Annotated in this window: 21 protein-coding genes, 1 tRNA gene and 1 other RNA gene; 17 read left to right on the forward strand and 6 right to left on the reverse strand. The window is 68.4% G+C overall.

Annotation, left to right across the window (positions count from 1 at the left end):
• Positions 1–100: 100 nt before the first annotated feature.
• Positions 101–871, reverse strand: a complete 771-nt coding sequence (gene hisN / locus PSS76_RS08310) for a histidinol-phosphatase (RefSeq protein ID WP_013416682.1) — start codon at positions 869–871, stop codon at positions 101–103.
• A 118-nt stretch (positions 872–989) separates the two neighbouring features.
• Here hisN and prfB point away from each other — a divergent pair, with 118 nt between their 5' ends.
• From prfB to smpB, 6 genes are all read left to right on the forward strand, one after another.
• Positions 990–2,093, forward strand: a complete 1,104-nt coding sequence (gene prfB, locus PSS76_RS08315) for a peptide chain release factor 2 (RefSeq protein ID WP_005518866.1) — start codon at positions 990–992, stop codon at positions 2,091–2,093.
• 5 nt (positions 2,094–2,098) lie between these two features.
• A complete protein-coding gene (locus PSS76_RS08320; protein ID WP_005518867.1) occupies positions 2,099–3,004 on the forward strand; it encodes a mechanosensitive ion channel family protein in 906 nt (301 codons plus the stop codon).
• Positions 3,001–3,489, forward strand: a complete 489-nt coding sequence (locus tag PSS76_RS08325; protein WP_013416681.1) for an Rv3103c transmembrane domain-containing protein — start codon at positions 3,001–3,003, stop codon at positions 3,487–3,489. Before PSS76_RS08320 ends, PSS76_RS08325 begins: the two co-directional genes overlap by 4 nt.
• Before the next feature lie 68 nt (positions 3,490–3,557).
• Positions 3,558–4,247: a cell division ATP-binding protein FtsE gene (ftsE, locus tag PSS76_RS08330; protein WP_337110125.1), complete on the forward strand. Its 690-nt coding sequence runs from the start codon at positions 3,558–3,560 to the stop codon at positions 4,245–4,247.
• Positions 4,248–4,307: 60 nt separating this feature from the next.
• The gene (gene ftsX, locus PSS76_RS08335) at positions 4,308–5,213 is read left to right on the forward strand and encodes a permease-like cell division protein FtsX (RefSeq protein ID WP_013416680.1); all 906 of its coding nucleotides are present in this window, start codon (positions 4,308–4,310) and stop codon (positions 5,211–5,213) included.
• 101 nt (positions 5,214–5,314) lie between these two features.
• On the forward strand, positions 5,315–5,788 hold the full coding sequence (smpB, locus tag PSS76_RS08340) for an SsrA-binding protein SmpB (RefSeq protein ID WP_005518873.1): 474 nt from the start codon (positions 5,315–5,317) through the stop codon (positions 5,786–5,788).
• A gap of 77 nt (positions 5,789–5,865) precedes the next feature.
• Here the strand turns inward: smpB and PSS76_RS08345 are convergent, their stop codons facing one another.
• Complete coding sequence (locus PSS76_RS08345) at positions 5,866–7,932, reverse strand: amidohydrolase family protein (protein WP_064077622.1); 2,067 nt, start codon at positions 7,930–7,932, stop codon at positions 5,866–5,868.
• A gap of 133 nt (positions 7,933–8,065) precedes the next feature.
• The gene (locus PSS76_RS08350) at positions 8,066–9,271 is read right to left on the reverse strand and encodes a lipase family protein (RefSeq protein ID WP_013416678.1); all 1,206 of its coding nucleotides are present in this window, start codon (positions 9,269–9,271) and stop codon (positions 8,066–8,068) included.
• Between the two features lie 213 nt (positions 9,272–9,484).
• Between PSS76_RS08350 and ssrA the strand changes: the two genes are divergently transcribed.
• The 11 genes from ssrA to PSS76_RS08405 all read left to right on the forward strand — a co-directional run bounded on the left by ssrA (position 9,485) and on the right by PSS76_RS08405 (position 17,897).
• Positions 9,485–9,856: a transfer-messenger RNA gene (ssrA, locus tag PSS76_RS08355) on the forward strand.
• A 98-nt stretch (positions 9,857–9,954) separates the two neighbouring features.
• Positions 9,955–10,953 (forward strand): prolyl aminopeptidase, encoded by a 999-nt coding sequence (pip, locus tag PSS76_RS08360; protein ID WP_337456103.1) that lies wholly within the window; start codon positions 9,955–9,957, stop codon positions 10,951–10,953.
• A gap of 44 nt (positions 10,954–10,997) precedes the next feature.
• Positions 10,998–11,627: an alpha/beta hydrolase gene (locus tag PSS76_RS08365; RefSeq protein WP_005518880.1), complete on the forward strand. Its 630-nt coding sequence runs from the start codon at positions 10,998–11,000 to the stop codon at positions 11,625–11,627.
• Positions 11,628–11,660: 33 nt separating this feature from the next.
• On the forward strand, positions 11,661–12,431 hold the full coding sequence (locus PSS76_RS08370; RefSeq protein ID WP_084846292.1) for a DUF1365 domain-containing protein: 771 nt from the start codon (positions 11,661–11,663) through the stop codon (positions 12,429–12,431).
• A 26-nt stretch (positions 12,432–12,457) separates the two neighbouring features.
• Positions 12,458–12,820 (forward strand): fluoride efflux transporter FluC, encoded by a 363-nt coding sequence (locus PSS76_RS08375; RefSeq protein WP_013416675.1) that lies wholly within the window; start codon positions 12,458–12,460, stop codon positions 12,818–12,820.
• The gene (gene crcB / locus PSS76_RS08380) at positions 12,790–13,161 is read left to right on the forward strand and encodes a fluoride efflux transporter CrcB (RefSeq protein ID WP_022597019.1); all 372 of its coding nucleotides are present in this window, start codon (positions 12,790–12,792) and stop codon (positions 13,159–13,161) included. The genes PSS76_RS08375 and crcB overlap by 31 nt, the downstream gene beginning before the upstream one ends.
• A gap of 69 nt (positions 13,162–13,230) precedes the next feature.
• On the forward strand, positions 13,231–14,868 hold the full coding sequence (pgm, locus tag PSS76_RS08385; protein WP_013416673.1) for a phosphoglucomutase (alpha-D-glucose-1,6-bisphosphate-dependent): 1,638 nt from the start codon (positions 13,231–13,233) through the stop codon (positions 14,866–14,868).
• Between the two features lie 35 nt (positions 14,869–14,903).
• Positions 14,904–16,205: an MFS transporter gene (locus tag PSS76_RS08390; protein WP_337456104.1), complete on the forward strand. Its 1,302-nt coding sequence runs from the start codon at positions 14,904–14,906 to the stop codon at positions 16,203–16,205.
• Positions 16,206–16,351: 146 nt separating this feature from the next.
• The gene (locus PSS76_RS08395; protein ID WP_005518888.1) at positions 16,352–16,840 is read left to right on the forward strand and encodes a MauE/DoxX family redox-associated membrane protein; all 489 of its coding nucleotides are present in this window, start codon (positions 16,352–16,354) and stop codon (positions 16,838–16,840) included.
• Positions 16,841–16,927: 87 nt separating this feature from the next.
• Positions 16,928–17,677, forward strand: coding sequence for a DsbA family protein (locus PSS76_RS08400; protein WP_005518889.1), 750 nt, complete (start codon positions 16,928–16,930; stop codon positions 17,675–17,677).
• A 147-nt stretch (positions 17,678–17,824) separates the two neighbouring features.
• Positions 17,825–17,897, forward strand: a tRNA-Ala gene (locus PSS76_RS08405).
• A 142-nt stretch (positions 17,898–18,039) separates the two neighbouring features.
• Here PSS76_RS08405 and PSS76_RS08410 read toward each other — a convergent pair.
• The 3 genes from PSS76_RS08410 to PSS76_RS08420 form a co-directional block, all read right to left on the reverse strand.
• Complete coding sequence (locus PSS76_RS08410; protein WP_005518890.1) at positions 18,040–18,168, reverse strand: hypothetical protein; 129 nt, start codon at positions 18,166–18,168, stop codon at positions 18,040–18,042.
• Between the two features lie 176 nt (positions 18,169–18,344).
• The gene (locus PSS76_RS08415) at positions 18,345–18,641 is read right to left on the reverse strand and encodes an antibiotic biosynthesis monooxygenase family protein (RefSeq protein WP_022597016.1); all 297 of its coding nucleotides are present in this window, start codon (positions 18,639–18,641) and stop codon (positions 18,345–18,347) included.
• A gap of 186 nt (positions 18,642–18,827) precedes the next feature.
• Positions 18,828–19,568: a (2Fe-2S)-binding protein gene (locus tag PSS76_RS08420; protein ID WP_221282497.1), complete on the reverse strand. Its 741-nt coding sequence runs from the start codon at positions 19,566–19,568 to the stop codon at positions 18,828–18,830.
• Positions 19,569–19,577: the final 9 nt, after the last annotated feature.

Here is a 19,577-nt window from a genome sequence, read left to right on the forward strand (position 1 = left end):
CTCCCATCCCTCTCGAGCTCGCGTTTCGCGCACTAATCGCGGTTTCGGACCCCGAATTCGAGCGACAAGTGCGCAAAACGCGGGGTGGTGATTCTGCGAATCAGCGCAGGCGGGCGAGGACCTCGTCGTGCAGCAGACCGTTGGTGGCGACCGCACTTCCGCCGTGCGGGCCGTCGGAGCCCTCGAGGCTCGTGAAGCGGCCACCGGCCTCGCGGACCAGCAGGTCCAGCGGCGCCAGGTCCCACAGCGACACCTCGGGTTCGGCGGCGATCTCGAGCGTGCCCTCCGCGAGCAGACAGTAGGAGAAGAAGTCGCCGTAGCCGCGGATTCGCCACACGTCGTCGGTGAGATCGACGAACTGGTCGCGAATGCCGCGGTCCTTCCACCCGGACAGCGAGGAGAACGCCAGGCTCGACGACCCGAGGTCGCCGACCTCGGACACGGACAGGCGGCGCGGATCGCCGCCGTCGAACGACGCCCACGCGCCCTCGCCGGCCGACGCCCACCAGCGGCGGCGGAGCGCGGGGGCGCTGACGACACCGACGACGGGGACGCCGTCCTCGAGCAGCGCGATGAGGCTCGCCCACACCGGGACGCCGCGGACGAAGTTCTTGGTGCCGTCGATCGGGTCGATGACCCACTGCCGACCCGCGAACTTCGCATCGCCGCCGAACTCCTCGCCGAGCACGTCGTCGCCGGGACGCTCGAGGGCAAGCACGGCTCGCAGCGCGCGCTCGACCGCGAGGTCGGCGTCGGACACCGGCGTGAGGTCGGGCTTGGAGTCGACTCGCAGATCCAGCGCGCCGAAGCGGGCGCGGGTGATGGTGTCGGCTTCGTCGGCGAGGCGCAGGGCGAGTTCGAGGTCGGTCACCCGTCCGACGCTACTGCACGGGGGAGAGGCCCTCGGTCGACGACGATCGCGAGGCGCCGACCGGTGTGTGGCCGGTGCAACGTCGGACCCGGCGATTCACCCGGTAGCCTGGATAACTGTGCATCCTGACGTTTCCGCTGACCTCAACGAGCTCGACACCACTCTGACCACGGTCGAGAAGGTTCTCGATGTCGAGGAGCTGCGCCGCCGCATCGACGAACTCGAACACCAGGCGTCCGATCCGGAGCTGTGGAACGACCAGGAGCACGCGCAGCAGGTCACCAGCCAGCTTTCGCACGCGCAGTCCGAACTACGTCGCGTGGAGGAACTGCGCTCGCGCCTCGACGACATGGCGGTGCTCTACGAGCTCGCCGAGGAGGAGGGGCCCGAAGCGGTCGCCGACGCCCACGCCGAGCGCGCGCAGCTGCGCACGGACATCGAGGCGATGGAAGTCAAGACGATGCTGTCGGGCGAGTACGACCAGCGTGACGCGCTCGTCAACATCCGCGCCGGCGCCGGTGGCGTCGATGCCGCGGACTGGGCCGAGATGCTCATGCGCATGTACATCCGCTGGGCCGAGAAGCGCGGCTACGGCGTCGAGGTCTACGACACGTCCTACGCGGAAGAGGCCGGCATCAAGAGCGCCACCTTCGCGGTCAAGGCGCCCTACAGCTACGGCACCCTGTCGATCGAGATGGGCACCCACCGTCTCGTGCGGATCAGCCCGTTCGACAACCAGGGCCGCCGCCAGACCTCGTTCGCCGAGGTCGAGGTGCTGCCCGTGGTGGAGACCACCGACCACATCGACATCGACGAGAACGACGTCCGCGTCGACGTCTACCGCTCCTCCGGTCCGGGTGGCCAGTCGGTCAACACCACCGACTCGGCGGTCCGACTGACGCACGTGCCCACCGGCATCGTCGTCACCTGTCAGAACGAGAAGTCGCAGCTGCAGAACAAGGTGTCCGCGATGCGGGTTCTGCAGGCCAAGCTGCTCGAGCGCAAGCGTCAGGAGGAGCGCGCCGAGATGGACGCCCTCAAGGGCGACGGCGGCAGCTCGTGGGGCAACCAGATGCGTTCGTACGTCCTGCACCCGTACCAGATGGTCAAGGACCTGCGGACCGAGTACGAAGTCAACAACCCGTCCGCCGTCCTCGACGGTGAGATCGACGGATTCATCGAGGCCGGCATCCGCTGGCGGATGAGCGAAAACCAAGCCTAGGACGAATGCAGACCACACACCTCGCCCTGACGTTCACCCCGTACGACCGTCTCCTCGATTGGCTGAAAGTCACCGGACTGCCCATTGCGCTGACGGTCCTCGGTGCCGTGATCCTCGCTCGCTTCGTGAACTGGGCGGGCGGTCGGATCACGCAGCGCATCGACGACAACTACCAGCAGGGCGATGCGCTGGTGCGGTCCGAGGCGACCAAGCACCGGCACTCCGTGGCACAGGTCATCACCTGGGTGGTCATCACGATCATCTACGTGATCACCGCCATGAAGGTGCTCAATCTGCTGGGGCTGCCAATCGGCAGCCTCGTCGCACCCGCCACCGTGCTGGGCGCCGCGCTCGGCTTCGGCGCGCAGCGTGTGGTGCAGGACATCCTCGCCGGGTTCTTCATCATCACCGAGAGGCAGTACGGCTTCGGTGACACCGTCCAGATCGCGATCACCGGTTCGGGCACCGACGCCGAAGGTGTGATCGAGGACGTGACACTGCGGGTGACCCGCATGCGGAACGCGGACGGCGAGGTCATCACGGTTCCGAACGGACAGATCGTCAAGGCCGTGAACCTGTCGAAGGACTGGGCACGGGCGGTCGTGGACGTCCCCATCCCGGCCAGCGCCGACATCAACAGGGTCAACGACATCCTGCACCGCGTCGGTGTGGACGCGTACGAGGACAAGAGTCTGCGGCCGCTGCTGCTCGACACACCGTCCGTGATGGGTGTAGAGAGCCTCGCGGTCGACCAGGTCAGTGTCCGGATGGTGGCCCGCACCCTGCCGGGCAAGCAGTTCCAGGTGGGTCGGGCGCTGCGCGTTCGGGTCGTCACGGCCCTGCGCCGGGCGGGAATCACCGTCGCGGCGGAACTCGAAGCCGATCCCGTGGGCGGAGGTGACGACGAATGAGCCCCCAGGAGAAGATGTCGCTGCTGTGGAAGCGGATCCCGCGTCGCGTGTTCGGCGGCCGGATGCGCACCACCACTGTCGTGCTGTGTCTGTTGTGGCTGGGTCTGGCGATGCTCAACGCCGATCTCAACCCCCCGGCCGACACCGCGACGTCCAACCCGGCGCCCGCCGTGAGCGACGGGGCTCCGGCCGCGCCGGCTCCCCAGCGGGAGACCGAACGGGCATCGACCTCACCCGAGACGTCCACCCGAACCTCGGAGACGGAGGACCCGGCGACGTCGTCGTCCACCTCGTCGGAGACGAGTCGGAGTGGGCAACAGTCCGGCACCCCGACCACGACACCGAACCAGGGCCGCAACACGCCCTCGTCGGAGTCGGCGACGAAGTCGACCACCACGCAGCCCCAGGTCCCGCAGCAGTCGCAGGAACCGGAGTCGGGAACATCCGACGAGGTGACGACCACCGCCCCGACACCGCAGGGCTGAGCGCGGTCGTCGATCGCCGCGCGTCGCTACCCAAGGTCACCGTTCGATAACGGCTAGACTGGCTTCCCGTGATCAGCGTCAAGGATGTCTCCAAGTTCTACAAGGCCTCCACCAGGCCCGCCCTGGACAAGGTGAACGTCGAGATCGACAAGGGCGAGTTCGTGTTCCTGATCGGGCCGTCGGGATCCGGCAAGAGCACGTTCATGCAGCTGTTGCTCAAGGAGGAGACGCCCACCTCCGGCGACATCTACGTCGCGGACTTCCACGTCAACAAGCTGTCGGGCCGCAAGGTGCCGAAGCTGCGGCAGAGCGTCGGGTACGTGTTCCAGGACTTCCGCCTGCTGCCGAGCAAGACGGTGTCGCAGAACGTCGCGTTCGCGCTCGAGGTGATCGGCAAGTCGCGTTCGACCATCGAGCGGACGGTCCCCGAGGTGCTCGACCTGGTGGGGCTCTCCGGCAAGTCCGACCGCCTACCCAACGAGCTGTCCGGAGGTGAGCAGCAGCGCGTCGCGATCGCGCGGGCGTTCGTGAACCGTCCGCTGGTGCTGCTCGCCGACGAGCCCACCGGCAACCTGGACCCGGACACCAGCGCCGACATCATGCTGCTGCTCGAGCGGATCAACCGCACCGGCACGACGGTGCTGATGGCCACGCACGACCACCACATCGTGGACTCCATGCGCCGACGCGTCGTCGAGCTCGACCTGGGCCGCGTGGTCCGAGACGAAGCGCGGGGCGTGTACGCAGTCGGCCGCTAGGGCCAGACGGCACACCCCAGCCGAACCGTTCGACCAGACGACGTAAGGACTCCCTCCCCGATGCGTGCCAGCTTCATCTTCAGCGAGGTCTTCACCGGCCTGCGCCGCAACATCTCGATGACCGTCGCGATGATTCTCACGACCGCGATCTCGTTGGGCCTGTTCGGCGGCGGCCTGCTCGTCGTGCAGATGGCCGACAAGACGCAGCAGATCTTCCTCGACCGAGTCGAGGTGCAGCTGTTCCTCACCGAGGACATCTCGGCGTCGGACCCGGATTGCGCGCAGGACCTGTGTCGCGGGATCCGCAACGACCTCGAGAACACCGACGGTGTGGTCGCCGTGCAGTACCTCAACCAGGACGACGCCGTCGCCGACGCCACCGACCGCGTGTTCAAGGACAACCCGGAACTGGCGTCGCTGGTCAGCGCCGAGAGCTTCCCGGCCTCGTTCAAGGTCAAGATGAGCGATCCGGACCAGTTCGCGTCGATCAACGCCGAGTTCGCGGTGCGGCCCGGCATCGACAGCATCCTCAACCAACGCGAACTCGTCGACCGGCTGTTCAGCGTCCTCGGGGGCATCCGCAACGCGGCGTTCGCGATCGCCATCGTCCAGGCGATCGCCGCGATCTTCCTGATCGCCAACATGGTTCAGGTGGCCGCGCTCACCCGCCGCACCGAGGTCGGCATCATGCGCCTGGTCGGCGCCACCCGCTGGTACACCCAGTTGCCGTTCCTGCTCGAGGCTGTCGTCGCCTCGCTCATCGGTGCGGGGCTGGCGATCGTGGGCCTGTTCACCGCCAAGAATCTGTTCATCGACGACGTCCTCGGCGAGATCTACGACGCGAACATCGTGGCGCGGATCTCCAACAGCGACGTGCTGCTGGTCTCGCCGTTCATCGTGATCGTCGGCGCCGGCATGGCGGCGATCACCGCATACATCGCGCTCCGCCTGTACGTCCGGGACTGACGCGATAGGTAATCGGCTTGCCGGGCCTCCTATGCTGGAGTCGTACCCATGACAGGTCAGAGCACAACTGACAGCGGATCGACGACAGTGAGGGCCCGCACGTGAAAGAGAAGGGCCGCAAGGTCATCGCGACCAACCGCAAGGCGCGACACAACTACACCATCATCGACACCTACGAGGCCGGTGTGGCGCTCGTCGGAACCGAGGTCAAGAGCCTGCGGGAGGGCAAGGCGTCCCTCGTGGACGCGTTCGCGACCGTCGACGACGGCGAGGTGTGGCTGCGGGGACTGCACATCCCCGAGTACGCGCGGGGCACCTGGACCAACCACGCGCCGCGCCGTACCCGCAAGCTGTTGCTGCACAAGCGCGAGATCGAGCACCTCGTCGGCAAGACCCGTGAGGGCAACCAGACGCTGGTGCCGCTGTCGATGTACTTCTCGGACGGCAAGGTCAAGGTCGAGCTCGCCCTCGCGAAGGGCAAGCAGGACTACGACAAGCGTCAGGATCTGGCCCGACGCACCGCCGAGCGCGAGGTCACGCGAGAGCTCGGGCGCCGCGTCAAGGGCATGCGCTGACGGTCTGTCCGGTCGAACGTTCGAGGTGGTAGCGGTGGCCGCCGCGTGAGGGGTGAACGCGGCGGCCACCGCAGCTTCTAGCGGGCGACACGCTCCCACATCTGCAGGTACGCCTCGGCGCCGCGGGACATGTCGTCGATGAACTGGGCGCCGTCCTGACCGGCGAACACACGCATGTCCTCGATCCAGTCGGGAATCATCCCGTACTGCGCCAGCCCGTCGGTGTTGAAGTCGAACGTGCGGGTCCCCGCGCGCTGCTGCTCCATGACCGTGCCGCCGTCGAACGTCGTGAACGGGTACTCGACGAACCGCGCACCGTCCTCGTGCGGCGCCGGCTGCGCGCCGAATCCGTTGGTGTCCGCGCCGAATCCGTAGCCGAAGTAGTACCGCTCGTCGCGGTCCTGTCGGGCCGAGCGCCACTCCTCGACGAAGTTCTCCGACGGTCCCGCGTACGACGCCACGAATCCGCCGAGCTCGTAGATGCGCGGGTAGTTCGACGGGTCGGTCCAACCATGGCTCGACACGACCCCCGAGTACTGCGCCTCCTCGAGAATCCTCAGGGCGGCGTCGGCGGTCTTGACGCCCATGTGGTCGATGTCGACGATCATTCCGCGCTGCATCATCGCGCGGATCGCGTACTCACCCAGCGGGGTCAGGCCACGCGCATTGCACGCGTCTCCCTCGGGGTAGAGGGGCAGGGTCACGCCCGGCGGCAGTGACTTCGTCAGCTCCGCGGTGTCCTGGTCGACATTGCCGATCGGGTTGTCCTTCGCGACCCCGGTGCACGGCTCGGTCTTCCAGAATTCGCCGGTGCCGAGGAAGTTGCCGGCGTTGACCGCGAGGCCGGTCACGCCCTGATCGAATCGGACGCCACCGAAGGCGTTGTCGAACTTGTGCGTCAGGATCACCTGCCGCACGCCCATCGCGTACAGCTCGTCGAGCCCGGCGTCGATGTCCTGTTCGGTGCACAGCGGGACACCGTTTCGCAGGCCGCAGCCGAACGGCTCCGAGATCTCCATACCCAGCGTGACGGCGAGCTTGCCCGACCCCGCGACCGCACGGGCATCGGCGGGGGAGCTGACGATGCGGAACCAGCCGCGACCGGGGCCCCCGTACTGCGCATCCACGTAGTCCTGGATCTCGTGGGCCTGCCGGGCTTCGATCCGGACCGTCTCCATCTCGTCGCACGGATTGCTGCGCAGTGGATACAGCTCGCACAGCACACGATTCGACACCAGCAGATTCGTCATGATCCGCTGCCCGCCACGCCACGCGCGCTCGACCCAGCGGTAGTACATCTGTTCGTGCGTCATCGAGTCGTGCGACGGGACGTCCGCGAAGCTCGGCCACATCGTGGTGTCGTGCGATTCGAACGGGCTACCGTGCGAGAGGACGTTCTCGAGCAACGCGGGCAGGCCGTCGGGCTTGTGGTCCTCGCAGTCCTGCAGCGCGACGGTGACGCCGAGCGGCGAGTAGGGCTCGCCGCAGCGGATCTCGCCGCCGATGAACTCGTTGGCGTTCATGTGCACGTGCGCGTCGATGAACCCGCGCACCTCACCTGCAGACGTGGTGAGGGGCACTCCGCGGGCGCCGATCTCCACCTCCGCGAAGTCTGCGCAGCCGTCCGCAGGTTCGAGCCGGAAGCGTCCCGCCTCGGGATCCTCGCCGGGTGCGGTGACCGTGAGCCGGCCGTCGGCTCGGTCGACGCCCAACTGCTGCCCGTTCGTGGTCGATGTCGCGGTGTAGGCGCCGTCGGTGAACGTCAGTGTCCAGTCGGTGGCGGGGGTGGCCTGCGGTGAGGCGAACGCCCGACCCGACTCGCCCGCGATCAGGGCGGTGTCGTCACCGAAGAACAGGAATCGGCCCAGTTGCGCGGCCTGCATTCGGAACTTGGCGGCGCCGGCGGCGTCGGCGAGGCGGTATCCGTCGCCGTCGCGGGCGACGAACCCCGGATTCGTCTCCGACGCGAGGGTGTAGCAGTTGCCGGCGAGTCCGTAGACGGGGTCGGTGGGCGGCCCTGGATCGGTGGGATCGGGCGACAGCGGAACCGACACGGCGATCGCCGCCCCGGCGAGCGCCAGCGCCAGCGAGGCGCCGAGCGCAGGGAGCAGTCGGCGGCGAACGAAAGTGGAGCGGACGGACATTCGGTGGTCCCCTAACAAGCGCACTCGTCTTCAGACGGGGAGGTTAGGTGAAGCTGAACGGCCGTCCAGGAGGATTCGCGGACAAATCCCGAGGAATGGACATATACGATTTGTTTGCCGACGTAAACGCTGTTCAGCAGTCCGTGGGTGCGGGCACTCCTGCGAACCGATCCTTGAGATACAGGAACGCTTCGGGCAGTCCCACAATCGCATTGGTCATGTGTTCGGCGATGGGGTAGCCACGGAACACGAGCGTCGCCCCGGCCTTGCAGTAGCGGTCGGCGGTTGCTGCCACCGAGCCGAACGGCGTCAGGCCGTCCGTCGAGCCCTGCCACATGAACACAGGCGCAGTCGGGATACCGGGGTAGTCGACGAGGCTGTTCTCGCGCATCACGGCCCGGGTCCGCTCGTCCTGCAGCAGGCTCGTGGACTTCGCGACCTCGCTCACGCTGTGCAGGAGCCCCTTCGCGATGATGATCGTGCGGCACTCGTCCTTGAGCTCCTCGCGCAACCCCAGTCCCGCCGGTGTCAGCTGGTCGCCGATCGGCAGGCGGTCCGGATACTCCCGTTCGAGGCCCACGGCGGCGGCGAAGCCGAGTCCGAACCCGGGGTGCCGGTCCGCGAGGCCGAGCCCGACGGCCATCTCCTCGATGTTCGCGGGTACGCCGCCCTGGGCGACGCCCGCGAGCTTCACGTCCGGGGCGTACGTCGGGTTGAGCGCCGCCGCCCATGCGGTGGCCATACCGCCGCCCGAGTACCCGGCCAGCGCGACAGGACTGTTCGACAGTCGCAGCTCCGGCAGGCGCTTGAGCGCGCGGACGCCGTCCAGCGTGATCATGCCGCCGAGCTTGGCGGCCCCGTAGGCGCTGTCGGGACCGAGGTGGTCGGGGATCGCGACCGCCCACCCCTGCGCGAGGGCGAGCGGCAACCCGAAGACGTCCTTGATCTCGCCGGTGAACAGCGCGGCCGACGGCGCGCACTTCAGGCCGAGCGAGTTGACGATCGCCTGGTACGACAGCACGGGCATGTCCGTGGGCGAATTGATCGGCTTGATCACCGTGGTGACGGCGGGGATGGGATCGCCCGACGAGTTGGTGGAGCGGTACTTGATCTGCCACACCTCGTTGCCCGGGACGAGCCACGTGTCGGCGCGACGTACCTCGAGAACGTCGCCGGGTGCCTTGGTCGCGATGTCGGCCGGCGCCGCGTAGAACGGGTCGGTGTACGGCGTCGGATAGGCCGGGGCGGCCCCGGCCGCGGGTGCCGTGAGTGTGCCCGCGGTCACGGCGGCGAGAGCGAGTGCGGCAGCGCCCACGAGTCGGCGCGCGAACGACGTCATCCCAGTTTCCCCCAGAGAGTGTCGAGTGACGAATGTCACCGAAAGTCCGTCCCGGGGCCAGACACTAACGGAATGAAGTGGTGCCGAAGGGCGAAACGCATGGATGTGACGCGAGAGCGGCGACGGTCCCGGAAGCCTCGGCGGAATATCGGGATGATTCCCGACCGTCCGCGGGTTAGAGTAAGTAGCCCCATGAAAGACGTGGGGACGTACGGGGCTGAACGGTTTCGACTGCGTACGTTGAGTTAGGGGAAGCGTGTCGGTGCAGGCAAGAGACCACCGTAAGCGTCGCTGCAAACCAATAAGCGCCGATTCCAATCAGCGCGACTACGCCCTCGCTGCCTAAGTAGCGACTGCGTGTCTGTCAGTCCGGGTTCGCCCTCGGCCCGGGTACTGGCATCAGCTAGAGGGCTTTACCGTTCCACTCGGTCGCGGAGTGGCACGGGACATCCAACAGCGACTGGGATCGTCATCTCGGCTTGTTCGCGGGACCGGGAGATCCAAGTAGAGGCATAGCGAACTGCACACGGAGAAGCCCTGGCAAAGCGGCGGAGGACCCGGGTTCGATTCCCGGCAGCTCCACTGAGAAGGGGCCCGATCGGAAGATCTTTCCGATCGGGCCCCTTTTTCTTGCCCGAAGTCCTTCTGCCCGGAGCCGCTCGCCCCACTGGCACACTCGTCCCATGGTTGTCCGCTATCCACCGACCGAGCCCTACGAGACCGGTCTGCTGCACGTGAGCGACGGGAATTGTCTGTACTGGGAGACGGTCGGCGAGCCGGACGGGCTCCCGGTGGTCTATCTGCACGGCGGCCCGGGCGCCGGGGCCGGGCCCGGCAGGCGGCGGCTCTTCGATCCGGACAAGTTCCGGGCCGTGCTGTTCGACCAGCGCGGTTGCGGCCGCAGTACGCCCCGCGCGGACGATCCCGGGGCCGACTTGTCGACCAACACCACCGCTCACCTCGTGGCGGACATCGAGCGGCTACGGGAGCATCTCGGCATCGAACAGTGGCTCGTCGTGGGGGTGTCGTGGGGTGTGACGCTCGCACTCGCCTACGCGCAGGCGCATCCGGACCGCGTGACGGGGATGGCGCTCGGGGCGATCACGTCGGATCCTCGTCGCGACGTCCGGTGGATCACCCGGGACATGCGGCGGATCTTTCCGCGTGAATGGGAGAGCTTCGTCGAGCCGATCCCGACGGAGGAGCGGGACGGCAACCTTGCCGCCGCGTACGCGCGCCTGCTCGCCCACCGCGATCCGTCGGTGCGCGAGCACGCGGCCGTCCGGTGGTGCGAATGGGAGGACACACATGTCTCTCTCACTCCCGGATGGACGCCGGACGCACGATATCGGGATCCGAGGTTCCGGATGGTGTTCGCGCGCCTCGTCACGCACTACTGGGGCAACGACTGCTTCCTCCGCCCGAGCGAGCTGCACGACAACATGCACCGGCTCGCCGGCATCCCGGCTGTTCTGGTGCACGGCCGGTACGACGTGTCCGGTCCTCTCGACATCGCGTGGGAACTGTCTCGGCGGTGGCCGGGCAGCCATCTCGTCGTCGTCGACGACGCCGGGCACGGCGGCGGCAGCTTCACCGAGCATCTCGTTGCCGCTGTCGACTCGTTCGCGCAGCAGGGGACCGGGCCTGCTACGGGCGCGCGATCAGGGTCGACGGGCGGCTGACGCGGATCACCCATCCGCACGCCCACCGGTTCCGAATACCGGGCATGTCGGTACGGAGACGAACGCAGAACGGTGAGGGCGGGACCCCGGCTCTGATCGTGTTGGTGCTGCCGGGTGGCAAGGCGAGCGATCGTCGCCGCTCGAAGCCCTGGCAGGCCGCCGATCTGCGCATGTCGTCGTTCACCCGGACACTCCGGCGATCCTGCCCGGAGGTCGAGGTCCGGCAGGTCCGCTACCTGCTCCGGGGTTGGAACGGAGCCGACCGCAGCCCCGTCCACGACGTCCGCAGGATCCTCGACGACCTGCGACCGGCGCAGACACCGGTGGTTCTGGTGGGCCACTCGATGGGCGCGCGAGTGGCGGCAGTGGTCGCCGACGACCCTCTGGTGTGCGGGGTCCTCGCTCTGGCCCCGTGGTGGCCTGAGGGGGAGGGCGGGTGCGTGCCGACCGGCCGGCGGATGGTCGTCGTGCACGGCACCGCGGACACCTGGACCGACCAGGCGGCGTCGCGGCGACAGACCACGTTGGCTCAGGCGCGGGGCCTGGACGCCCGATGGATCGGTATGGCGGGCACGGGCCACACCATGCTGCGCCACCCGGGCCGCTGGCATCGGATCGCCGTCGATTTCGTCCGTGACCAGACGCGCCGCTGTACGCCTTCGAACGTCTCGTGAGCATCGGGTACGAGCAGAGCCACGGAGGAGGCTGTGGGCATGACGACCGCACCACCACCACCGCTGCCGTCGACACCGGCGATCTATCGCACGACGATCAGCCACGTGCGAACCGCACCGCTGCACAACGCCTTCCGCTACCGCAGCTACAGCTGGCTCGTGGACGTCGACAACCTGCCGAGGTTGCCGCGCGTGCTCGCACGCTTGGCCGGCTTCGCGTCCGCAGACGAACTCGGGAACCTGTCGTGGACCCTGCGTCGAACCGTCGATGCCTTCCTGGCGGCGCACGCGATCGACCTCGACGGTGGGAAGGTGCTGATGCTCACCGATGCCCGGGTGTTCGGGTACGTGTTCGATCCGCTCACCGTGTTCTGGTGCCACGACGTCGAGGGACGCCCGGCTTGTGTGATCGCGGAGGTGCGCACCACCCACGGCGACAGGCAGTGCTATCTGCTGCGGCCCGCCGCGCACGGGGGTACGCGCGCGGCGCAGGACTTCTACGTCTCGCCGTCCGGCGACGAATGCCGAATGCGGGTGCCCTCGCCGGACGCGTCGCTCCGGCTCGGGATCTGCCTCGAGCGTCCGGGAGAACGGCCGCTCGTCGCGACAGTCGTGGGCGACCGGCGCGACGTGACCGCGCGTGAAGTGCTGACCGCCGCACTCACCATCCCGATCGCGCCGTTGCGCGTGGCCGCGCACACCCGGTGGCGGGGGATCCGGCTGCGGGCCCGAGGATTGTCGCCGCGGCCGCGGCCGCGGCCCCGCGTCGCTGATGCGGCGGTCCGTCCGCGTCTGCCACAGTAGGTACCGGCCGGCAGACAGGAGGAGCGATGGCGCAGGCGCGGGCCCTGACGGTGGTCGCCGCGGGCGGGGCCGTCGGCGCGAGCATCCGCTACGCGCTCGCACTGCAGTTCCCCGGTATCTGGACCATCCTCGTGATCAACGTCCTGGGGTCGTTGCTGCTGGGCATCCTCGCCGCCCTGCTCGGACCCGACCGGTTGTGGCGTCTGTTCCTCGGTGTCGGTGTACTCGGCGGATTCACCACGTTCTCGACGTTCGCCGTCGACGTCGTGCAGCATCCCGGCTCGGCGGTCGTGTACATCCTCGCGACCCTCCTGCCGGCACTGGCCGCGGCACGCATCGGGATGGCGCTCGGCGACGAATGGCACTCCCAGCGGCGGGCGCAAGCGTGACGGTGCTGTGGGTCGCGCTCGGTGGTGGCGTGGGCGCGGGGGTTCGCTACCTCACCGGCCGCCACCTCACGTCGTACGGGAGCTTCCCGGTGCCCACGTTCGTCGTCAACGTCGTCGGCTGTTTCGTCCTCGGCCTCCTCTCGGGCGCCACGTTGCCGCCCGCGGTGTTCGCGTTGCTGGGCACCGGCTTCTGCGGTGGCCTGACCACCTACTCGACGTTCGCCACCGAAACTGTGGGTCTCGCACGTGTGCGGCGAACCGGCACCTCCGTCGTGTATGTCGCGTCCAGCATCGCGATCGGTATCGGATTCGCCTGGTTGGGGTTTCGAATCACCGCTTGAACGCGCCGGGAACCCCCGGCCCTGGCACGATGGGAACCGAGTTTCCAGTTCGAGGTTTCGGAGGGGTCGATGGTGCACGAACGAGCGGGTCAGGTGGCGTTGCCGGAGGATCTGGAGGATCTGGCGCACCTGGTGTCCGCGTACTACACGCGCACCCCCGACCCGGCTGATCCGTTGCAGCAGGTGATGTTCGGCACGTCCGGCCACCGCGGCTCGAGCCTCGACTCCGCGTTCAACGAGGCGCACATCCTCGCGACGACGCAGGCGATCGTGGAGTACCGCAGCGGCCAGGGCATCACCGGCCCACTGTTCCTCGGCCGCGACACGCACGCGCTCTCGGAGCCGGCGTGGGCGACCGCCCTCGAGGTGCTGGTCGCGGGCGGCGTTGCGGTGGTGATCGATTCGCGCGACGGTTACACCCCGACGCCGGCGGTGAGCCATGCCGTTCTGCGGCACAACGCCTCCGGCCCGGCGGCGCGCGCCGACGGTATCGTCGTCACCCCTTCGCACAATCCGCCGCGCGACGGCGGCTTCAAGTACAACCCGCCGCACGGCGGCCCGGCCGACAGCGACGCCACGACGGCGATCGCGGACCGCGCCAACGAACTGCTCCGCGCGGGCATGTCGGGGATCGCCCGGGTGCCGCTGGCGCGGGCCCTCGCGGAGGCCGGGCGGTACGACTACCTCTCCGAGTACGTCGACGACCTGCCGGGCGTCCTCGACCTCGACGCGATCCGGGCGTCCGGTCTGCGAATCGGGGCCGACCCGCTGGGTGGTGCCTCCGTCGACTACTGGGGGGCCATCGCCGAGCGGCACCGCCTCGACCTCACCGTCGTCAACCCGCTCGTCGACGCCACATGGCGGTTCATGACACTCGACGGTGACGGCAAGATCCGGATGGACTGCTCGTCGCCGCACGCGATGGCCTCGCTCATCGCGGCCCGCGACCGATTCGACCTCGCGACAGGGAACGATGCCGACGCCGACCGGCACGGCATCGTCACTCCCGACGGCGGCCTCATGAATCCCAACCACTACCTCGCGGTCGCGATCGACTACCTCTACACCTACCGTGCCGGGTGGTCGCCGACGACGAAGGTCGGCAAGACGCTCGTCAGTTCGTCGATGATCGACCGCGTCGCCGGCGGACTGGGACGCCCGGTCGTGGAGGTGCCGGTCGGTTTCAAGTGGTTCGTGCCGGGACTGCTCGACGGCTCACTCGGCTTCGGCGGTGAGGAGAGCGCCGGCGCATCTTTCCTGCGCCACGACGGCACCGTGTGGACCACCGACAAGGACGGGATCCTGCTGGCGCTGTTGGCCGCCGAGATCACTGCCGTCACCGGGCAGAGCCCGTCGGCCCGGTACCGCGAACTCACCCGGCAGCACGGCGATCCCGCGTACGCCCGCATCGATGCGCCGGCGACCCGCGAACAGAAGGCGGTGCTGGCGAGGCTGTCGCCGGAACAGGTCACCGCGACCGAACTGGCCGGCGAACCGGTGACCGCGACGCTCACCGCCGCGCCCGGCAACGGTGCGGCCATCGGCGGCCTCAAGGTCACCACGGAGAACGCGTGGTTCGCCGCCCGCCCGTCCGGGACCGAGGACGTGTACAAGATCTACGCCGAATCCTTCCGTGGCCCCGAACATCTCGCGCAGGTACAGGCCGCCGCTCAAGACGTCGTTTCCCGCGCACTGGGACTGGGCTGAACGGCCGTTCACCCACGCCGATAGATTCATCGGCAATGAGTAACACTGACGCGGCGGCGGGCGCCGACACGAAACTGCCCAAGGAGATCTGGGTCCTCGTCGTGTCGGCGTTCATCGTCGCTCTCGGCTACGGGATCGTGGCGCCGGCGCTGCCGCAGTTCGCGAGCAGCTTCGGGGTGGGCCTCACCGCGGCCAGCGCGGTCATCAGCGTGTTCGCGTTGATGCGTCTGCTGTTCGCACCGATGAGCGGGCGGCTCGTCCAGAAACTCGGTGAGCGCCCCACCTACATGTCCGGGCTGCTCATCACGGCGGCGTCGATGGGCGCCTGCACGGTCGCGTCCGAGTACTGGCAGTTGCTCGTCTTCCGGGCCCTCGGCGGCATCGGATCGACGATGTTCACGGTGTCCGCGCTCGGCCTGCTGATCCGGATGTCGCCGCCGCAGGGCCGCGGCCGGGTGTCCGGGATCTACACCGCGTCGTTCCTGATCGGCACCATCACCGGCCCGCTGTTCGGCGGCGTGTTCGCCCGCTTCGGTCTGCGGGTGCCGTTCGCGATCTACACGGTCGCGCTGGTGGTCGCGGCCGCGGTCGTGTTCGTCGCACTCCGCAACTCGCGCCTCGCCGCACCCGAGACGGACAGCGGTCTGCAGACCATGACCCTGCGGGAGGGTTTGCGCGCACCGATGTTCCGGGCGGCACTCGCGTCGAATCTCGCCACCGGCTGGGTCATCTTCGGTGTGAGGATCGCGCTCGTCCCGTTGTTCGTCGTGACCGCTCTGGAGGGGGACACCGCGGCCACCGCCGTCGCGCTCACGGTGTTCGCGGTCGGCAACGCCTTGGTCCTGTTGCGCTCGGGACGGTTGTCGGACCGCATGGGGCGGAAGCCGTTCGTGATCGCCGGACTGCTGATCTGTGGATTGTCGACGATGACGATGGGTCTGACCGACGACCTCGTGATCTTCTACGTCGCGACCGCGATCTCCGGCATCGGCTCGGGCATCATGGGCCCGGCGCAGCAGGCCGCGGTGGCCGACGTCGTCGGCTCCGGTCGGCGCGGGGGGCCGCTGCTGGCTGCGTTCCAGATGACCAGCGACATCGGCGGCTTCGCCGGGCCCCTCGTGGCGGGAAGCCTCGCGGAGAAGCTCTCCTTCGAGGCGGCATGGGCGGTGACGGGCGCGATCATGCTCCTGCCGATCCTGCTGTGGGTGGTGGTGCCCAAGGGGATCCGTCCGGGATCAGCCGGCCCCGAGCCCGACGAGCGCACCGAACATCAGTTGCCGCAGGGTCCCACGGAGCTCGGCGGTGAAAGACGCGGCGAGCCCGCCCGCGAGCAGTAGGCCCGCGCCGCCGCCCGCGAGCCGGCGAACAGCGACTCGAAGCTTCTCGGGACGGGGCACGCAGTCGTCCCTACGACCGAATCCAGCTGCGGAAACGGGCGATGATCCAGAAAGCGCGGGCATGCCTGTTCGGTAGCGTGTGAGACGTGTGGATACGCATTGTGAGCCTCCTCGCGCGCCTCGGTCTGGCCGCGGTGTGGCTGATCTCCGGGTGGATCAAGTTCATCGACCCGACGCAGACGGTCGTGGCGGTCCGGGCCTACCAGCTTCTGCCGGAGGACCTGGTGCGCCCGGTGGCGTACACGATGCCGATGCTCGAGATCGCGCTCGGCCTGTTCCTGGTGATCGGACTCGGTGTGCGGCTCACGGCGATCGTGTCCGCCGCGGCCCTGCTGGTGCTCATCGGCGTCATCATCTCGGTGTGGGCGCGCGGGCTGTCGATCGACTGCGGCTGCTTCGGTGGCGGTGGGGCCGCGGACGTGGACGGCTGGGACTACGCCCGGGAGATCGCCCGGGACGTCGGGTTCCTGGCGCTGGCGGTGTGGCTCGTCGTCTTCCCGCGTAGTCCGTTCGCTCTCGGGCCGCGCTCGCGCGGGTCGTTCTCAGTGCCCGCTCAGGCAGCGGTGGCAGAGTAGGTCCCGAGTAGTGCCTGCACGCGGCCCCGCGGCAGGCACTCCGGTCAAGTTCCGCACGGATCTCACAACCATGACGAAGGACGCGAAGTGAGTTCGAAGAAACCGAAGTCGGCGAAGTACAACCCGCAACCGACCTCCAGCAAGGCCACGTACATCGTCGGCGGCATCGCGGTCGTCGTGATCGCTGCGCTGGTGATCGGCGGCATTCTCCTCACGCGCGACAGCAACAAGCCGCGCAACGAGGGATACGGAGCGGTGCAGAACTCCGCCGTCCAGGTGACGATGGGGGAGGCGGGCGTCGTCCGTCTGGGCCTGCCGGATGTCACGAACACCATCGACGTGTTCGAGGACCCCATGTGCCCGTACTGCGCGCAGCTCGAGGAGAAGCACGGCCAGGAAGTGGCGCAGGCCATCGACGAGGGCAAGGTCGCGGTCAACTACCACATCCTCAACTTCCTCAACCGGCTCTCGGCCAGCGGGGACTACTCGACGCGCGCCGTGGCCGCGTCGCAGTGCGTCGCGCAGACCGGTGACGCCATCGCGTACTCGAAGTTCCACGCCGAGCTGTTCTCGCCGACGAACCAGCCCGCCGAGAACGGCAAGTCCGATCTGTCCAACGAACAGCTCGCGACCCTCGCCAAGGACGCCGGCGCCGACGAGGCGGCCGTCAACTGCATCACGAGCGGTGAGCGCATGCAGCAGGCCGCCGCGGACGCCGAGACGGGCCGTCAGGCCCTCGCCGCGTCCGGTGCCACCGGCACCCCGGCCGTCGTCCACAACGGCCAGGTGATCGACGCCCTGAGCGATCCGGACTGGGTCTCGCAGGTTTCGCAGTAGAAGCTGCCCGGTGGCCGGTCCGCAGCGGACCGGCCACCGACCGGCTTATCGCCTCTGACCAGCCGATTTGTTGTCCGAGTCGGCGGTGGTGTAACTTTCTTTCAGCACGAGGGAGTCACTCCCGAAGCGCAGAGAACAACTCGATACGGGGCTATGGCGCAGCTGGTAGCGCACCACACTGGCAGTGTGGGGGTCAGGGGTTCGAGTCCCCTTAGCTCCACTCCGAAGACCGGGCCAAGATCATTGCGATCGTGGCCCGGTCTTCTTCGTGTTCGAGCTCCCGCCGCGAGGTTCCCCCCGAACGAGGAAACCCCCGATCCGTCCGGGGACGGGTCGGGGGTTTCGAGCCTGTGGCTGACGAATCAGCTGAAAGCAGCCACCGCGCCGATGAGGCTCAGGATGGCGCCGAGGCCACCGATGACGGTGCCGATGCCGCTCACGACCGGCTGAATCTGCTTGATCAGCGCGAGATCTGCGTCAGACGAACCCATTTTTACTCCTCTGGTGTGTACGCCGGCACGGTGTCCGGTTGTCGATAGCCGCAACCAAACAACCTTTCGGTTGACTGGGAGGCGGATCGACCGTAAACCAGATTGTGGCGGCTGTCTCGTCGAACGGTCCACTGTGCGGAACGTCCGTGGTAACGCGTCCGGTGGGGCTCGGGCGTTCAGGCGCGGTCCACGGGCTCGTAGTGCTCGACGGTGGGGAACGGGTCGTAGAAGTGGTGTAGCAGGTGCCGCCACTGCTGGTACTCGTCGGAGCCACGAAATCCCTCGGTGTGGTGCTCGAGAGTGTCCCACTCGACGAGCAGGAGGTACGCGTCCGGGCGTTCGACACAGCGGGACAACGAGAGCCGGCGGAACCCCGGCATTGCGGAGACGATCGTTCGCGCCTGTGCGAACGCCGCTTCGAACTCGTCGGCGTGGCCCGGTTTCACCTGTAAGGGAGCGTGTTCGAGGATCATCCGCGCATCCTGTCAGCTGCGCGGAGACGGTGCCAGGTGGTGGCGCGGAGTACTCTCACGCGCCACCACCCGACGGCTCGTCCGGACAGGGGGGGAAAGCCGGACGAGCCCCGTTGCTGCCCAGGGGGGAGGGGCAACATTTTTGTACTCTAGTGCAATTTGTGGTGCGGGGCACGCCGCCTCGGTCTAATGACCTATTTTCGCTGGGTCGGACCCCTCCCCGGGCTCGGGTGCGTGCGGAGGGATGAGCGCGCAGTCCCCGCAGTAGCCGGAGACCGGCGTGCGATAGAAGAGACAGCAGCTACGACGTCGATAACCGTCGCCCTGCCGGTCGACGGTATCGATCAGTCGAGAGTCCCGCAGCATCGTCTCGGCGACGCGCATTGCCGCCGTGTCGCTCGCACCGTCGAGCATGCGGGCGGCCCCGATCAGTGCCGACGCGGCGTTGCCCCACAGCAGGCGGTCCGACATCGGCTCGACGGTGCGGATCGCGGCGACGAGCGGCGCCAGGTGGCGGTCGAGGACCATCTCCCGCGCGACGTCGACGAGGCCGGTGCCTCCCCAGCCGACCGGCTCGGCCAGATGCAGGTCGATGCGGCCGTCCGTGTCGCGCCACAGCAGGCGGTCGGCGTCGGGCAGGATGCCGGCGCGGACGATGCCGCCGAGCGTGAGCGACCACAGTCGGGCCGCGTACCCGAGGAACAACGTCGACGCCGCCACCCGGTACTCGGTGCTGCCGATCCGCGCGCCCACGTGCCCCGCGACGCCGGCGAGCGCGTGGGCGTCGTCGTACAGGTCGCGCACCGGACGCCAGTCGCCCGGCCCGGGATCACCCGTCGTGGCGGTGAAGTACGGGCCGAGGCCCGCGAGGGTCGCCAGGGTCGCTGTGACGGCGCAGCGGGACGCGGCGGTCACCTCGGCTCGCACCCGCGTCTC

The organism is Prescottella sp. D32 (assembly GCF_037287305.1).
GTDB classification, from domain to species: domain Bacteria; phylum Actinomycetota; class Actinomycetes; order Mycobacteriales; family Mycobacteriaceae; genus Prescottella; species Prescottella equi.

What these genes read in the sequence shown, in the direction of transcription:
- PSS76_RS08320 (WP_005518867.1), top strand. Translation starts at nt 2,099, where the DNA reads ATGCAGACCACACACCTCGCCCTGACGTTCACCCCGTACGACCGTCTC.
- PSS76_RS08325 (WP_013416681.1), top strand. Translation starts at nt 3,001, where the DNA reads ATGAGCCCCCAGGAGAAGATGTCGCTGCTGTGGAAGCGGATCCCGCGT.
- ftsX (WP_013416680.1), top strand. Translation starts at nt 4,308, where the DNA reads ATGCGTGCCAGCTTCATCTTCAGCGAGGTCTTCACCGGCCTGCGCCGC.
- PSS76_RS08345 (WP_064077622.1), bottom strand. Translation starts at nt 7,932, where the DNA reads ATGTCCGTCCGCTCCACTTTCGTTCGCCGCCGACTGCTCCCTGCGCTC.
- PSS76_RS08350 (WP_013416678.1), bottom strand. Translation starts at nt 9,271, where the DNA reads ATGACGTCGTTCGCGCGCCGACTCGTGGGCGCTGCCGCACTCGCTCTC.
- pip (WP_337456103.1), top strand. Translation starts at nt 9,955, where the DNA reads ATGGTTGTCCGCTATCCACCGACCGAGCCCTACGAGACCGGTCTGCTG.
- PSS76_RS08365 (WP_005518880.1), top strand. Translation starts at nt 10,998, where the DNA reads ATGTCGGTACGGAGACGAACGCAGAACGGTGAGGGCGGGACCCCGGCT.
- PSS76_RS08375 (WP_013416675.1), top strand. Translation starts at nt 12,458, where the DNA reads ATGGCGCAGGCGCGGGCCCTGACGGTGGTCGCCGCGGGCGGGGCCGTC.
- crcB (WP_022597019.1), top strand. Translation starts at nt 12,790, where the DNA reads ATGGCACTCCCAGCGGCGGGCGCAAGCGTGACGGTGCTGTGGGTCGCG.
- pgm (WP_013416673.1), top strand. Translation starts at nt 13,231, where the DNA reads ATGGTGCACGAACGAGCGGGTCAGGTGGCGTTGCCGGAGGATCTGGAG.
- PSS76_RS08390 (WP_337456104.1), top strand. Translation starts at nt 14,904, where the DNA reads ATGAGTAACACTGACGCGGCGGCGGGCGCCGACACGAAACTGCCCAAG.
- PSS76_RS08410 (WP_005518890.1), bottom strand. Translation starts at nt 18,168, where the DNA reads ATGGGTTCGTCTGACGCAGATCTCGCGCTGATCAAGCAGATTCAGCCG.
- PSS76_RS08415 (WP_022597016.1), bottom strand. Translation starts at nt 18,641, where the DNA reads ATGATCCTCGAACACGCTCCCTTACAGGTGAAACCGGGCCACGCCGAC.